Raw genomic sequence first — 15467 nt, 5'->3', positions numbered from 1 at the left:
GAGTTTTGCCGCCTGCTTCCTTCAGATTCCACCTCACGATGGACACCCTTGCTATTGGCTAGTGGTTGGCGATTACAAACCCCCACAGTGGACTTTCACCACCTAGTTAGTTACCATGCACGGCACACTAAAAAAAGGCTGAATCAATCAGCCTTCTCGGTTACTACTTCTTTGGCATGGTACCAAACACATAATCCCATATCGGAGTGCTCACGCCAAAAGCTACGTCTGGATCCTTATAATGGTGAATGGCGTGATTTACCCACAATACCTTTAAGAAATTTTTTGGAGGTTGGAAAGCATGCACGATATAGTGAACGCCCAAATAGCCTGCATAGCCCACCAGAAATCCCGGAAGAAAGTAAAAGGCATATTCACCCATGATGAAGTCAAATACGAAATACAAAATAACTGCGTACATGGCCGAAATAAAAGGTGGCATGGCCAATCTATCCTTGTCTTTGGGATAGTCGTGGTGTACACCGTGCATCGAATACTGAACTTTGTCCTTGAACTTGCTATCCGGCTCCATGTGGTACAAATACCTGTGCATGATGTATTCCACAAAAGTAAACGTGAGGAATCCACCAACTAAAAGAGCAATCGCCCCCAAAAAACTAATCGTTGTCGTAGCTATGCCCCAGTATAGCGAATACGTGCCTAACCCTAAAAACATCGCAATCGGTACACTGATGTGTGTTCGGCTTATTTTCTCCAAAACGGGGTTAGCGAACATACGCGCGGATCCGTTATTATCCGGTCTTTCCAATCTACCTATTTTCTTCATCCTTCTGATAATTTTTTCAAAATTAACAAAGCTCCCCATACTATCGGGTTGATTTGCCTCATGCTCCTTTTCTTGACAATTTCAAGGATGCAAATTAAACGTATTTTTAGCCTTGTGTGGTTTCATTTTCCCACTAAAATAAAAATGATTTGCATCATTTAGCCAGCTCCAAAACGGCATTTTCTACTGTCTTTTGATAAAAGGCCTCGTAAAGCGGCAGAATTTTAGACACATCAAAATCCTTTGCTCTTGCAAGAGCATTTTCTTTAAAACGGGGTAAATTTTCATCCGAAAGTATTTCCAAGGCCCGCTCCGTCATGGTTTCTACGTCACCGACGTCACAAACGTATCCAGTAACCCCATCCAAGTTCAGTTCAGGAATTCCACCTGCATTTGATGAAAGCACCGGTACTTCACAGGCCATGGCTTCCAACGCCGCTAGTCCAAAACTTTCTTTTTCAGACGGCATTAGAAACAAATCGGCGAGCGACAGCACCTCCTCCACGGCTTCTAGTTTACCCAAAAACCGAACATCTTCGCAGGTGTCGTATTGGCGACAGAGGCGCTCCATCTTGTCTCTCTCTGGACCGTCACCCACCAAAAGTAGCTTTACAGGTATCACCTTCCGTACCTTTTTGAACACCTTCAACACATCCTCTACCCGCTTTACTTTTCTGAAGTTAGAGGTATGTACCAGGAGCTTTTCGCCATTTGGGCAGATGGCTCGCTTAAAGTGCTCCTTCTTTTGTCGTTTAAACCGCTCTAAATCTATGAAATTGGGAATAACTTCAATGTGCCGTTTTACGTCGAAATGCTCGAAGGTGGCCCTTCTCAAGTCCTCCGAAACAGCTGTGACCCCATCCGACTTATTGATACTGAAGGTAACCACCGGTTCATAGCTCGGATCCTTCCCTACCAATGTAATATCGGTTCCATGCAGTGTGGTGACTACGGGAATATGCACTCCCTGTTCCTTCAGTATTTGTTTGGCCATATAGGCTGCCGAAGCATGGGGGATCGCGTAGTGTACATGGAGCAGGTCCAACTCCTCGTATTTGACCACATTCACCATTTTACTGGCCAACGCAAGTTCGTAGGGTGCATGTTCAAATAGCGGATAGCTCTTGATATCTACTTCATGGTAGAATAAATTCTCATTGAATAAGTCTAATCGGGACGGTTGGCTGTAAGTGATAAAATGTATTTTATGTCCTTCTTTTGACAATGCTTTACCCAACTCGGTAGCGACTACCCCGCTGCCGCCAAACGTCGGATAACAAACGATCCCAATCTTCATAGTTGCTTCTGTATATACGCTCAGGTGCTTAACATAAAAACACCCTCGATTTGTTCAATTCCCTGCCAATAGAAATGGACGACTGAATGACCGATACACAATATCGTGTACCTCCCCCCTAATTTTCTCCTTATTGATCAGATTGTTACCGGCGCTCGGGTTTACTCGGTTGGACAAAAATACAAAGACCAACTCATTCGCAGGATCTGCCCAAACTGCCGTGCCGGTAAATCCTGTGTGGCCAAAGGTATCCTTAGGAGCTAGCTTACCCACCGCGGCCCTTTTGGATGGATCTGGCTCCGGCCTATCCCAACCCCAGCCCCTTCGTGTATAGGGTGACTGTTTGTCTATAAAGGCCTGCACGGTCTCGGAATCGTAAAAGTCCAGGTATCCATACTTTCCTCCCTGTAGCATAAGCTGCATCATAATAGCCAGATCATTGGCTGTCCCGAACAATCCCGCATGTCCCGCTACTCCCCCGAAAATTGCCGCACCGGGATCATGAACATAACCCTGCACCAAGCCTTTCCTAAATGTCTTATCTTCTTCCGTGGGCGCAATATTCGCTGGATCTACCAATCGCTGAGGATGGTAACCCAGTCTGTAGGTGCCCAGAGGATCGAAGAAGTTTTGCCTCAAAAAATCATCCATCGGCTGCTGGGTAATCTCCTCGATCATCCGATGCAATAAATACATCCCTACATCCGAATAGGTATAGGTGTACCGATGGCTGTCCCTTGCCCCGGTACGCTTCAGGTTAGATTGTACCGTCCACTTCCAAACAGAATCGGGAAGCGCCTTGTGCGCATACATGTTTTGGGAAACAGGAAGTATAAAGTCGCCGGTAGGCGTGGGACTGTAAAATTCTGGTCTCCAATCTCCTCCCTGAATAGTTTGCTCATGATGGGGGATCCAGCCCAACAAGCCGGCCTCATGGGTCATAATATCGCCCAGCCTCAAACGTTCCTTATTGGTACCCCTGAGTTCCTCCAAATATTTCCCTATAGGATCCTCCATCTGTATGAGGCCCCGACTCTTCAAAAACATCATTACCTGGGTTGTAGCCATCACCTTGGTCAGAGAGGCCAAATCGTACACGGTACCTGCTCCCACCTGCTTTGACTGGGTATAGTCCAAATGCCCATAGCCTTTTTCGAAAACTACCTTTCCGTTTTTGGCCACCAATACAACGCCACCCGGGAAGGCCCGCTTACCAATAGAGGCCTCCATCACTTCATCGATCTGCATTAGCACCCGGCTGTCCATCCCCACCGACTCTGGCGCAGCATAGGCCAGCCTAGGCACCTCCGTAGTCTCGCATCCCATCCCTTGCAGCAGGCTGCTGCTAAGGCTGACCGGCAGAGTACCTGTGCCAGGCCTAGCACCAAACAGCACTTGAGGTACCAGCTTCTCCGTAAACTCGTTTTCTTCGTAGGCTAAAACCAGGTTGGGCAGAGATTCAAAGTTTCTAGCCGCATAGGCATTCCCAAAAACGACCGTAATCACCCGATGCTTTTGACTTAGCCGCTTGATCAATTGGACATCCGAGTCCTGAATACCAAAGTTCCTTCGGGGGTTATTGGTGACACCCATCACCCCCACCACAAGGGTACCATAGTCCTTTAGGTTTTCTTCCAGCGCTTTGAAGTTATCCAAGTTACTGTTTGAGCGTAGTGTATAGTGTGTAAATTTGCCGTACTTGCTGAGGTACTCCTTGAATACCTCTCCCCTCCCGCCAATAGTAAGCGATGCCATCTGTTGGGTGTCCACATGCCGGATGGGGATGTCGACGTGGTCGTTTTTGGCAACCGTGATGGAAGATGCGTATAGCTGCTCAATGAGTGCCTTGGTGCCAAATGTACTTATTCGCTCCACCATACGGTTTGGATTTACCCGTTGCACTTTATCTAGGCCAGCCCAATACTTTGCATTCAAAATCTTCCTTACTCTTCGGTCTATATCTACCTCGCTAAGCTCACCTCTTCGAACCGCATCCATGATAAGCGCTTTCGATCTGGGTACATTTTCGGAGTATAACAACACATCATTTCCAGCTTTCAAAGCCATGAGATCCACCTCTCCCGGAGGATATAGGTTGCTTACACCTTTCATGTTTAAGGCGTCGGTAAAAACAAGCCCTTCAAATTGCATTTCCTCTTTTAACAACTGAGTCACCACCCTCGGTGACAAAGTAGTCGGCTGCTTGGGGTCACTTCCCAAACTTGGCACATGAAGATGGGCAACCATCACACTCATAAGACCTTCCTTAAACAATTCCCTGTAGGGGTATAAATCAACGTCCATGATCTGTGCCCGGGAGTTATGAATGACGGGAGTAGTGTAATGAGAATCCGAATTGGTATCTCCATGTCCGGGAAAATGCTTTGCGTTCGCCATGATACCGTTTTCTTGCATCCCTTTCATATAGGCCACTGACTTTCTACCGACCAGCTCCTTCTCTTCGCCAAAAGCGCGGTAGCCAATTACCGGATTGTCGGGATTTGAATTCACATCCACAACGGGCGCAAAATTGATATGCATTCCCATTTCTTTAAACTGTCGGGCTATCTCTCCTCCCATCTGATATATCAGCTGATCATTGGGACTGGCACCTAAGGTCATCTGTTTGGGAAACTGCAACACACTATCCAGTCGCATCCCGGGGCCCCACTCGGCATCCATTGCGATAAATAGTGGAACTTGGGACACCGATTGAAAATGATTGGTCAAATGAGCCTGACGCACCGGCCCACCTTGGAAAAAGATAAGTCCGCCCAATTTGTGCTCTTGGATCAAACGGGTCAACTCATCCTTGTGTCTTTGGTCTTTGTTTGAATAGGCAGCCACCATAAAAAGCTGGCCAAGACGATCCTCAAATGACAGGCTGTTAAAAACGCTATCCACCCACTTGGCCTTCTGCCGCTCATCCTTACTAATCAACGGGTCACGCGGGTCAATCGCCTTCCCGCCCTCAGCGAACAGTACCTGCATCCACCCAAAGAGGATACCCAACACCACACAAACTTTTTGAGTCATGAAACCGTTTAAATTTTATCTATACTGAATTTAGGGTTAGCTTTGTGAGCTATTTGCCTAGTATCAAACGTACATATTTTCAACCTGTCAACCTACCAAAAGTTGATAAACTGTTGAAATTTTATGTCAATTACAGGCCGTCGATGGGGTTTATGCTAAATTTCATGTAAAAATATCGGCACCAGCAATCGTGCAACAAATAAAACGCACCTTTGACGTTTGCTACCCCTATTCGGGAAACAAAACGATATACACGGCTACAGGTGCATAACAACGTAAACCGGTAAAATAGAGACTACCTGACCGCTATTAGTTGGTAGCTGCAAGCCAAGCAGTTTGATGGTTGGTAACTATGCGAACTGCACAACGGTACCCATTACCTATCTGCCGGCCCTTTATGCGGAACAGGCGATGATCGCTATATGACAATTATACACAGATGAAATCGAGCATGACGTAGCCGTCACACAGTGGGATGACTATCCGCCATGCGAGATTCCATGTGACCATTGAAAAATCAATTATAGACACATGAAATCGAGCATGACGTAGCCGTCACACACTGGGATGACTATCAAACATGCGAGATTCCATCTGACCATTGAAAAACAATTATAGACAGATGAAATCGAGCATGACTTAGCCGTCACACACTGGAATGCCCCGATATTCGGGGTAACCATGCGAGATTCCATCTGACCTTTGAAAAACAAAAAATAAACAGATGAAATTTCCATCTATATTCAGAGTAAACCAACCCCACAGATTTCAGATTACGCCAAGGCACTACGACCCGGTGAAGGAAGAAATCCACCAACGCACAGAGCGCATCAAACGCGAGCTCCAGCAAGAGGGTATTTTGGATCCTGAGGGTGACGATGCCGATAGGCCCAACTCCTTTCGCGGCGGATCATCGATACGGGGTGCCTTCACCCAAGGGAGCCCGATCAAACGCAAGCCAAGCAGCCTTTTCGAAAGTACTGGTATGATCCGATTGATCATAATGATCATCCTTATCGGGGGATTTGGGGGATACATCTACCTAGGACCTGAGGTTCTCTACTATTTTCTATACCTAGGTGGTGCAATTGCCGCCTTGGTGGCCCTGTTTAGGCTAAAATCGGTAGGTACAAAATGAATGACCTAATTCAACTCCTTCCTGATGCCATAGCCAATCAAATTGCAGCCGGTGAGGTAGTACAGCGTCCAGCCTCCGCCTTAAAGGAGCTTTTGGAAAACTGCCTCGATGCTGGCGCCAAAAACATCAAGGTAATCGTAAAAGAGGGAGGAAAACAGCTAATTCAGGTGATTGATGATGGTATAGGCATGTCACTAACAGATGCCCGTATGTCTTTTGAACGGCACGCCACCTCCAAAATCCGTAAATCCGACGACCTATTTTGCATCCGAACCTTTGGCTTTCGCGGCGAGGCGCTCGCCTCTATTGCGGCAGTGGCGCAAGTAGAAATGAAGACCAAGCGTCCCCAGGACGAACTGGGCACACTGCTGTGTATTGAAGGCTCGGAAGTAAAAAAGCAAGAACCCATTAGCTGTGCAGATGGCACCTCTATTTCCGTAAAAAACTTATTTTTCAATGTCCCTGCCCGCCGAAATTTTCTTAAATCCAATGCGGTGGAAACGAAACATCTGGTGGAAGAATTTCAACGGGTAGCGCTTTCCTACCCGGAGGTGGCTTTTACCTTCTACCAAAACGACATGCAGCTGTTCAACCTATCCCCGGGAAAACTCGGCAAGCGTATTCTAGGTGTGTTGGGACAGGGATACCAGGATCAACTGATCGTATGCCATGAAGAAACACCTCTGCTGCGGATAAAGGGCTACATTGGTAAACCAAGCAGCGCAAAGAAGACACGGGGTGATCAGTATTTTTTTGTCAACAATCGGTATATTAAAAGCAATTACCTACACCATGCGGTGGTAAGCGCCTTTGAGGGCTTGATGGCGCCGGATCAACATCCCTTTTATACACTCTTTCTGGAAATTGACCCCAGCCACATAGACATCAACGTACATCCCACGAAGACGGAAATTAAATTTGATGACGAGCGGACCATCTATGGTGTCCTAAAAGCTGCCATCAAACAATCGCTGGGAGCACACCATGTGGTACCTTCTATTGATTTCAGTCTGGACGTGAATTTCACGGATACTTGGAGACAAGATACCACCCAAAGCCAAGAAGTCCAGTCGGAGCACACCTACAAAAATTTTAACGGTCCTGCGTTTCGCAAACAAGACGTAAGCGGCTGGGAAAAACTATTTGACAATAGGGGCCTCCCGGAACGGGGTGATGAAGACAGCCTCCTCGCTCGACGGAATGAAGAAACCGAAACAATCACCTTTTCGAGCCGGGCAAATCTTACTGACCAAGTCGATCGGCGGGATCTACCTGAGCAAAAGATCACAGGAAATACCTTTCAGGTAGAGTCGAAGTACATTATTGCACAGGTGTCCACGGGCATACTTTTGTTTGACCAGCAAGCAAGTCACGAGCGCATACTATACGAACGGTTTGTGCGGCAACTGGATATCTCTAAGGGCGCCTCCCAGCAGTGTCTGTTTCCGCAGACGGTAAACCTTAGCCCAGCAGACTATGTATTGGTGATGGAACTACAAGAAGAGCTGAACAGCCTAGGGTTCGTGGTGAGTTCTTTTGGCAATCACACGGTAATCATCAACGGTGTTCCGGCAGATGTTGCCATCACCAACGAAAAGGCCTTGTTTGAATCCCTGCTGGAGCAATTCAAACATTTCAAATCCGAACTTTCCCTAGATAAGCGCGAAAACCTTGCCCGCTCATTGGCAAGGCGCTCAGCTATAAAAACCGGACAAAAGCTCAGCCCCCAAGAAATGGAAAATCTGGTAGGCAGACTATTTGCCTGCCAAAATCCAAATTATAGCCCCACGGGGAACAAAACCTTCGTAAAATTAGATTTAACTAAAATAGACAGTTTTTTCAATCAATAATCAATCCCTATCTATGTTTAGAGCCTTAACCCCAACCGTGAAAAACCTCTTGCTGATCACCATCGGCATGCACATCATCACGGTATTTTTTATGCCCCAGCTAAAGGCTTGGTTTGCGTTATACCATATCGAGTCCCGATTCTTTCTACCCTTCCAATTTGTCACCTACATGTTCATGCATGCCGATTTTTGGCATCTCTTCAGCAACATGTTTGGTCTATTTATCTTCGGACCGCTGTTAGAACAATTTCTCGGACCCAAAAAAATCATCATTCTCTGGATGGTCTGTGGAGTAGGATCTGGGATATTATATTCCGGATACAACGTGTATAAAATCAATCGGCTCAATAGTCAAATAGAGGCATTTACCGAAAATCCCGACCCCGAAGTATTTAATCGTTTTGTCACGTCAAACAGGCACTTGTTCAATGCAAGCATCTACGATCTGGTAGACGCTTACAGTAGAAACCCCGACAATCCCGAACTCATAGACCGGGCCACTCGAAACATGCTGGGAATCAGAGATCGGCAAGTGAACATTCCCATGGTGGGCGCTTCGGGTGCCTTATTTGGTGTTTTGATTGCATTCGGAATGCTTTTTCCCAACACCCAACTGTTTTTGCTTTTCCCACCGATACCGATAAAAGCAAAATACCTCGTACTGTTCTATGGACTATACACGGTATATCATATATTTGCAAGTAATCCCGCCGACAACGTCGCCCATTTCGCCCATCTTTCGGGATTGGTCATTGGGGCATTCTTGGTAACCTATTGGAAAAGGGATCGGAGAAATTTCTACTAACATGTACGGAGGATTTTGGTATAACATTAAAAACGCCTTTAACCAGAAAAATAACGGGCTTTACAAACTATTGGCGATCAATATTTTGTTATTTGTTACGTTCATGGTTTTGCGGGTGTTTCTCACCCTGGGAGGGGCTAACGACGTCTATAGGTCCCTGATTTCGTTTTTTATGATGCCAGCTTCCATTCCGGAATTCATTACGAAGCCCTGGACGTTGTTTACTTACATGTTTTTGCACGAGAGCTTCTTCCATGTCCTGTTCAACCTATTGTTTTTGTACTGGTTCGGGCTGTTGGTACATGACTTTCTGGGTAGCCGAAAATTGGTCAACCTATACATCCTTGGAGGGATTACAGGGGGAATATTCTACATGCTCATCTACAACATAGCTCCCTACTTCAGCAATCGCGTAGAGGGTGCGCTGATGCTGGGGGCAAGCGCAGGAGTATATGCCATCGTAGTAGCTGCGGCCACACTCCGTCCCAATACAGAATTCCATCTGCTGCTCTTAGGACCGGTAAAAATCAAGTACATCGCGATCTTTTATGTGTTGATTGCCTTTGCCAATTCCGCGGGAAGTAATGCTGGTGGCGAACTTGCCCACCTTGGGGGCGCTTTTATGGGCTATTATTACGTCCTACAGTTGAACAAAGGCAAAGATATCGGAGTGTTTGTACAGGCAATTGGGGCGTTTTTTGAGAAATTGTTTTCTAAAAAACCCAAGGTAAAAGTAACCTATCGCAGGCCTGCGGAAAGTGAAAAACAAGCCTACACCTCCAGTACACCTCCACCAAAAAGCACGAAAGCCTCCTCAGACACCACCACTCAAGAGGAAATAGACCGTATTTTGGACAAAATAGCCGAAAAAGGGTACGACAACCTAAGTAAGGAGGAAAAACGGAAGCTGTTTGATTTTAGCAATAAGTAACTTGGGGATCGATGAAGGGTTTGACGGAAACCACGCCACAGCACTACGGAATATACGAACGGTGATCGCTCATCCCTCTGTAATCAGATCGTTCTTGTTAGCTAACTGGCCACAAGCTGCATCAATATCCTGGCCCCTAGACTTTCGTACCTTTGCGACGATTCCAAAGCTCTCCAGTACACTGACATATAGGGAAATCTTTTCCGGATCCGCCTGCTGAAACTCTCCATCATCGATGGGATTATACTGAATGAGGTTAACCTTAGACGGAATAATCTGGCAAAATTTTGCCAACGCAAGCGCGTGAGGTTCGTCATCATTTATTCCCTTCCATACAACGTATTCATAGGTAACTTTTCGTTTGGTTTTGGCATACCAGTACTTGAGTGCTTCAGCCAGTTCTTCCAGTGGATTGGTGTCGTTGATGGGCATCAGCCTGCTCCGGGTTTCATTGATAGCTGAATGCAAGGAAACCGCCAGATTAAATTTTACTTCGTCGTCTGCCAGTTTCCGTATCATCTTACATACCCCCACGGTAGATACCGTAATTCGTTTAGGCGACATACCAAGCCCCTCTGGGGAAGTTATCTTATCTATGGCTTCCAGCAAATTGGCGTAATTCAACAAAGGCTCACCCATGCCCATGAATACGATATTGGTTAGTGGTCTGTCAAAATAAATTTTAGCTTCTTCCATGATGGCCACCACCTGGTCAAATATTTCATCTGGGTGCAGGTTGCGCATACGTTTGAGTCGGGCTGTCGCACAAAAATTGCAATCCAAGCTACAACCAACTTGGGAGGATACGCACGCGGTAATGCGCTTTGGCGTGGGAATAAGTACCGACTCTACGATCTTGCCATCATACAGCATCACGGCATTCTTGATGGTACCATCTTCGCTACGCTGCATTTGATCTACCCGGATGTGATTGATCACAAAGTGATGCTCCAGCATTTCGCGGGTAGCCTTGGAGATGTTGGTCATCTCCTCAAAGTTTTTCAGCTTTTTGTTCCACAGCCAATCGTACACCTGCTTGGCCCTGAATTTCTTATCTCCCACCGAAAGGAAAAACTCCTCCAGTTCCGCCAAGCTCAATTTCCTGATATCTTTTTTTATTTCCCCACTCATTATGCTCGATGTCGCGATCTGTTAAGCGATTTGCTATACAATTACCAAAGCAGTTCAACCCAAACAGACCTGTATAAGTTCACCAGGTAACCCCATTCTACCTCATAGACCGATGGGAAGTGCCGTAGCATCCCCCTTTTTGATCGGAAACTTGGCCCCTGATTCATTTAGGCGCTCAAACAACCGATGTTGCATGCTATTCGCCAAGTCAGGCATGCGGGAAGACAGGTCCGTGGATTCCCGAGGGTCGGCCTCTAGGTCAAACAACTCCCTCGATTCACTCTCGTAGTAATAGATCAACTTCCATTTTCCCTTTCGCAATGCCGATCCCGGACGCCATGCACTGCCGTGATAATGCGGATAATGCCAAAACAGCTCCTCCCTTTCCCAGTTTCCTCCCGCGTTTTTCACCAACAACGGTACCAAGCTGTTCCCATCATGCGCTTCATGGGGAATGCCCGCCAGAGAAAGCATGGTCGTAAAATAGTCCATACTGACCACCGGTTCATCTACCACCCTACCTGGCCCTGTGAGGCCGGGACCATAAACCAGCAAAGGCACCCGTATGCCACCCTCGTAACACCAACCCTTTCCTGCACGCAAGGGTCCGTTGGCCGTAGGAGCACCCTCCGAAAACAAGGTAGAAAGTCCACCATTGTCGGACGTAAAAATCACCCAGGTATTCTCCTCCAATCCTAGCTCCTTCAGAGCACCCATGATCCTACCTATGTTTTCGTCCATCGCTGCTACCATCGAGGCATATCCAGTATTATCCTGGATCAGCCGCGTAATACCATCCACTCCCTCCGGCTGATACCGATCTTCCTCGGGCACCTGGGATTGCTCGGCTAACTTTTGCTGAAACCGGTCATGATGCCGCGGTACAGCCTGAATAGGCGTGTGCACCGTGTAATAAGACAGGTAAAGTAAAAAGGGCTTGTCGCCAGCTTCCCTCATTAGCCGCACGCTCTCCTCGGTAAGCCTATCTGTAAGGTACTCCCCCTCAGGGCCGTCCTTCAGACGAGGGTTTCCGTAGGGAGAAAAGTAACCGTTTGCTGTCCCCGGCTTGAGCTGAGGCGCTCCCACACTCCAGCCTCCAATGTTGACATCAAATCCCTGAGATTCGGGCCAATAGGTTTCCTCTTCACCCAAATGCCACTTTCCTACGAAGTAGGTGTGATACCCGCCCTCTTGAAATTTTTCTGCCAAGGTCACTTCTTCCAAAGCTAGCTTATGGCTGATAGCGGGTGTCTCAATGGGCCTGCTATCAGCATCCCGGTCAAAACCGGGAATCCAGTCTGTGATATTCACCCGGTTGGGGTGCTTGCCAGTCATCAATGCAGCCCGAGTAGGACTGCAAACCGGATGGGCAGCATATGCCTGACTAAATCTCACTCCTCTGGCTGCCAATGCATCGATATGAGGGGTTTCGTAGAAAGTCTCGCCCCAATTAGCTCCAATGTCAGCCCACCCCAAATCATCTACCAAAATGAACACGAAATTTGGCTTCTTTTCTACCGGACTTTGGCAGGAATAAAAAGCAACGGACAACAAGAGGATCACCAAGAAACATCTCATAGGGAGGGAAGTTTATACCCTACAAACTAATCCAATATTTAGGAATAATCAAAAAAATATTGAGCGATCAAACTGTATGGGCCCTCCGGATAAAGCACCTATTCCACACCGTGACAATTTATGTCAATTTGTCAGAAAAAATCAGAAAAACAAGGGTGTTTATGTCATTTTTTCCGATTACTCAGGGTTTTTCACTTTGGTTGAAATTTTGATATAAGGGTATTCAACCGAAAAGAATTGATATACTATGGACTTTAAGCAATATACCATAAAATCCCAAGAAGCTATTCAAAAGGCTTTGGAATTGTGCACAGCCGAACAGCAGCAGGTAATCGAACCCGCACACTTGCTCAAGGCGATCATTCAGGAGGATGGAAACGTGTCTGAGTTTCTTTTGCAAAAACTAAGCATTAACCCAAGACTACTTACGCAAAAACTGGACGAAATCATCCAACGATTGCCAAAAGTGAGCGGACAACAACAGCCCTACCTCTCCCAAGCCACCAATCTGGTTTTTCAGAAGGCCAAGGAATACATGAAACCGTTTGGCGATGAATTTATCGCTGTAGAGCACCTCGTGCTCGCTATATTGTCTGGCAGCGATGCCACCGCAAAACTGTTAAAGGAACTGGGTGTAACAGAACAGCGCCTGATAGATGCCATTAAGGAACTAAGGAAAGGAAATAAAGTGACAGATCAAAACGCAGAATCAAAGTACAGGTCTCTGGAAAAGTATTCCAAAAACCTGAACGAACTGGCCAAAAAGGGAAAAATTGATCCCGTCATCGGCCGGGATGAGGAAATCCGGCGCGTATTGCAGATACTTGCAAGGCGGACCAAAAACAACCCCATCTTACTCGGAGAACCGGGAGTGGGCAAGACCGCTATTGTGGAAGGGTTGGCGCAACGTATCGTAAGTGGAGACGTACCCGAAAACCTAAAGAGTAAAACCATCATCTCCTTAGACATGGGCTTGCTGGTAGCTGGCGCAAAGTACAAAGGAGAATTCGAGGAAAGACTAAAAGCCGTGATCAAGGAGGTGACTGACTCCGATGGGCAGATCATTCTTTTCATCGACGAGATACATACGCTCATCGGTGCGGGAGGCGGCGGCGAAGGAGCGATGGATGCAGCTAACCTCCTAAAGCCAGCACTGGCGAGAGGAGAGTTGCATGCCATAGGTGCCACCACTCTCAAGGAGTATCAGAAGTATATCGAAAAGGATAAAGCGCTTGAAAGAAGATTTCAGCAGGTCATCGTAGACGAGCCGGATGCGGCAGACGCAATCTCTATTCTTAGGGGTATAAAGGACAAATACGAACTGCACCATGGCGTTCGAATCAAAGACGACGCGGTGATCGCAGCCGTTGAACTGTCTCAAAGGTATATTTCAGACCGCTACCTGCCGGACAAGGCGATTGACCTGATGGATGAAGCAGCTGCCAAACTCCGTATGGAGATCGACTCATTACCTCAAGAACTCGACGAACTTAACCGTCGGATCATGCAGTTGGAGATCGAACGAGAGGCCATCCGCAGGGAAAAGGACAAGGACAAAGAGGCCGTGCTAAGCAGGGAAATTGCTGAGCTTTCCGAAAAAAGACAGGTCATCAAAGCCAAATGGGAAAGCGAAAAAGCGGTAATCCTCGGCATTCAACGCGAAAAGGAAAACATAGACAAGCTCCGAATAGAAGGAGAACAAGCCGAAAGGGCGGGAGACTTCGGTAAAGTAGCAGAAATTAGGTATGGGAAAATTGTAGAAAGTGAAGCAAGACTGAGCTCTTTCCAACAACAACTAAAGGAAATTCAGGAAGGCTCTTCCCTGCTTAAAGAGGAAGTAGACAACGAAGACATCGCAGCAGTAGTCTCTAAGTGGACAGGGATCCCTGTGAACAAGATGATCCAAAGCGAACGGGAAAAACTCCTTCACTTGGAAGACGAACTGGGCAAGCGGGTCGCCGGCCAGAAAGAAGCCATCACCGCACTATCCGACGCGGTAAGGAGAAGCCGAGCAGGCTTGCAAGATCCCAAGCGACCTATTGGTTCCTTTATCTTCCTTGGAACCACCGGTGTAGGTAAAACAGAACTTGCCAAGGCGCTGGCTGAATACCTCTTTAACGACGACAACGCCATGGTGCGAATCGATATGTCGGAGTACCAAGAAAGGCATGCGGTAAGCAGGCTGGTGGGTGCACCTCCCGGCTATGTTGGCTACGACGAGGGCGGGCAACTCACCGAAGCTGTACGAAGAAAACCCTATTCTGTCGTATTACTGGATGAAATCGAGAAAGCCCACCCGGACGTCTTTAACATACTCCTACAGGTGTTGGATGATGGAAGGCTGACCGATAACAAAGGTCGTCTGGCAAACTTCAAAAACACCATCATCATCATGACTACCAACATTGGCTCCACGCTCATTCAGGAGCGCTTCGAAGCCATGGAGGAATGGAACAAGGACCAGGTCATGGAGGACACGAAAAACGAAGTGTTTGGACTTCTCAAAAAATCGGTACGGCCCGAATTCTTAAACCGAATCGATGAGGTAATCATGTTTGAGCCACTTAACCGATCCATTATTCGAAAGATTGTGGACATTCAGTGGAAAGAGATCCAAGGAAGGCTGGCGGAATCCGGCATTGAATTGGAAGCGACCACCGAGGTGCTGGACTATCTGGGCGAAGTGGGATTCGATCCGCAGTTTGGCGCAAGGCCGCTTAAGCGTACCATGCAGCGTTTGATTCTAAACGAACTGTCCAAACAGATCCTCAGCGGATACATCAAAAACGACAGTGCGGTATTGGTGGATCTGGACGCCGACCGGCAAGTTTACTTTAAAAACATAGACCACGTAGAGGTAGTCGATTAACACCTGTAGCGGCTTAAAGGGCACTACGGTGAAATTCAACCATCA

General features: G+C 47.1%; 10 protein-coding genes. 5 read left to right on the top strand and 5 right to left on the bottom strand.

Annotated elements, in window-relative coordinates; all coding sequences use genetic code 11:
- Positions 1-163: 163 nt before the first annotated feature.
- The 3 genes from JJU34_RS14035 to JJU34_RS14025 form a co-directional block, all read right to left on the bottom strand.
- A complete protein-coding gene (locus JJU34_RS14035; protein WP_228693012.1) occupies positions 164-787 on the bottom strand; it encodes a sterol desaturase family protein in 624 nt (207 codons plus the stop codon).
- Positions 788-941: 154 nt separating this feature from the next.
- Positions 942-2084 carry an N-acetyl-alpha-D-glucosaminyl L-malate synthase BshA gene (bshA, locus tag JJU34_RS14030; protein ID WP_228693011.1) on the bottom strand — a complete coding sequence of 381 codons (1143 nt, stop codon included), beginning with the start codon at positions 2082-2084 and terminating at the stop codon, positions 942-944.
- A gap of 54 nt (positions 2085-2138) precedes the next feature.
- Positions 2139-5120: a glycoside hydrolase family 3 N-terminal domain-containing protein gene (locus JJU34_RS14025; protein WP_228693010.1), complete on the bottom strand. Its 2982-nt coding sequence runs from the start codon at positions 5118-5120 to the stop codon at positions 2139-2141.
- Between the two features lie 724 nt (positions 5121-5844).
- Between JJU34_RS14025 and JJU34_RS14020 the strand changes: the two genes are divergently transcribed.
- The 4 genes from JJU34_RS14020 to JJU34_RS14005 are packed head-to-tail and all read left to right on the top strand — an operon-like array spanning position 5845 to position 9844.
- Positions 5845-6258 carry a hypothetical protein gene (locus JJU34_RS14020; RefSeq protein ID WP_228693009.1) on the top strand — a complete coding sequence of 138 codons (414 nt, stop codon included), beginning with the start codon at positions 5845-5847 and terminating at the stop codon, positions 6256-6258.
- On the top strand, positions 6255-8108 hold the full coding sequence (gene mutL, locus JJU34_RS14015) for a DNA mismatch repair endonuclease MutL (protein ID WP_228693008.1): 1854 nt from the start codon (positions 6255-6257) through the stop codon (positions 8106-8108). Before JJU34_RS14020 ends, mutL begins: the two co-directional genes overlap by 4 nt.
- A gap of 13 nt (positions 8109-8121) precedes the next feature.
- Entirely contained in the window at positions 8122-8913 is a 792-nt protein-coding gene (locus JJU34_RS14010) for a rhomboid family intramembrane serine protease (protein ID WP_228693007.1), read from the top strand.
- 1 nt (position 8914) lies between these two features.
- The gene (locus JJU34_RS14005; RefSeq protein ID WP_228693006.1) at positions 8915-9844 is read left to right on the top strand and encodes a rhomboid family intramembrane serine protease; all 930 of its coding nucleotides are present in this window, start codon (positions 8915-8917) and stop codon (positions 9842-9844) included.
- Positions 9845-9913: 69 nt separating this feature from the next.
- Here JJU34_RS14005 and rlmN read toward each other — a convergent pair whose 3' ends face one another.
- The gene (gene rlmN, locus JJU34_RS14000; RefSeq protein WP_228693005.1) at positions 9914-10975 is read right to left on the bottom strand and encodes a 23S rRNA (adenine(2503)-C(2))-methyltransferase RlmN; all 1062 of its coding nucleotides are present in this window, start codon (positions 10973-10975) and stop codon (positions 9914-9916) included.
- Between the two features lie 102 nt (positions 10976-11077).
- Positions 11078-12553 (bottom strand): sulfatase, encoded by a 1476-nt coding sequence (locus JJU34_RS13995; RefSeq protein ID WP_228693004.1) that lies wholly within the window; start codon positions 12551-12553, stop codon positions 11078-11080.
- Positions 12554-12800: 247 nt separating this feature from the next.
- Between JJU34_RS13995 and clpB the strand changes: the two genes are divergently transcribed.
- Positions 12801-15422 carry an ATP-dependent chaperone ClpB gene (gene clpB, locus JJU34_RS13990; protein ID WP_228693003.1) on the top strand — a complete coding sequence of 874 codons (2622 nt, stop codon included), beginning with the start codon at positions 12801-12803 and terminating at the stop codon, positions 15420-15422.
- Positions 15423-15467 lie beyond the last annotated feature (45 nt).

The organism is Lunatimonas sp. (assembly GCF_020832325.1).
Lineage (GTDB): Bacteria > Bacteroidota > Bacteroidia > Cytophagales > Cyclobacteriaceae > Lunatimonas.
This window is presented reverse-complemented; position numbering and strand designations above follow the sequence as displayed.

Coding starts and splice junctions, on each gene's coding strand:
- JJU34_RS14035 (WP_228693012.1), bottom strand. CDS start 787: ATGAAGAAAATAGGTAGATTGGAAAGACCGGATAATAACGGATCCGCG.
- bshA (WP_228693011.1), bottom strand. CDS start 2,084: ATGAAGATTGGGATCGTTTGTTATCCGACGTTTGGCGGCAGCGGGGTA.
- JJU34_RS14025 (WP_228693010.1), bottom strand. CDS start 5,120: ATGACTCAAAAAGTTTGTGTGGTGTTGGGTATCCTCTTTGGGTGGATG.
- JJU34_RS14020 (WP_228693009.1), top strand. CDS start 5,845: ATGAAATTTCCATCTATATTCAGAGTAAACCAACCCCACAGATTTCAG.
- mutL (WP_228693008.1), top strand. CDS start 6,255: ATGAATGACCTAATTCAACTCCTTCCTGATGCCATAGCCAATCAAATT.
- JJU34_RS14010 (WP_228693007.1), top strand. CDS start 8,122: ATGTTTAGAGCCTTAACCCCAACCGTGAAAAACCTCTTGCTGATCACC.
- JJU34_RS14005 (WP_228693006.1), top strand. CDS start 8,915: ATGTACGGAGGATTTTGGTATAACATTAAAAACGCCTTTAACCAGAAA.
- rlmN (WP_228693005.1), bottom strand. CDS start 10,975: ATGAGTGGGGAAATAAAAAAAGATATCAGGAAATTGAGCTTGGCGGAA.
- JJU34_RS13995 (WP_228693004.1), bottom strand. CDS start 12,553: ATGAGATGTTTCTTGGTGATCCTCTTGTTGTCCGTTGCTTTTTATTCC.
- clpB (WP_228693003.1), top strand. CDS start 12,801: ATGGACTTTAAGCAATATACCATAAAATCCCAAGAAGCTATTCAAAAG.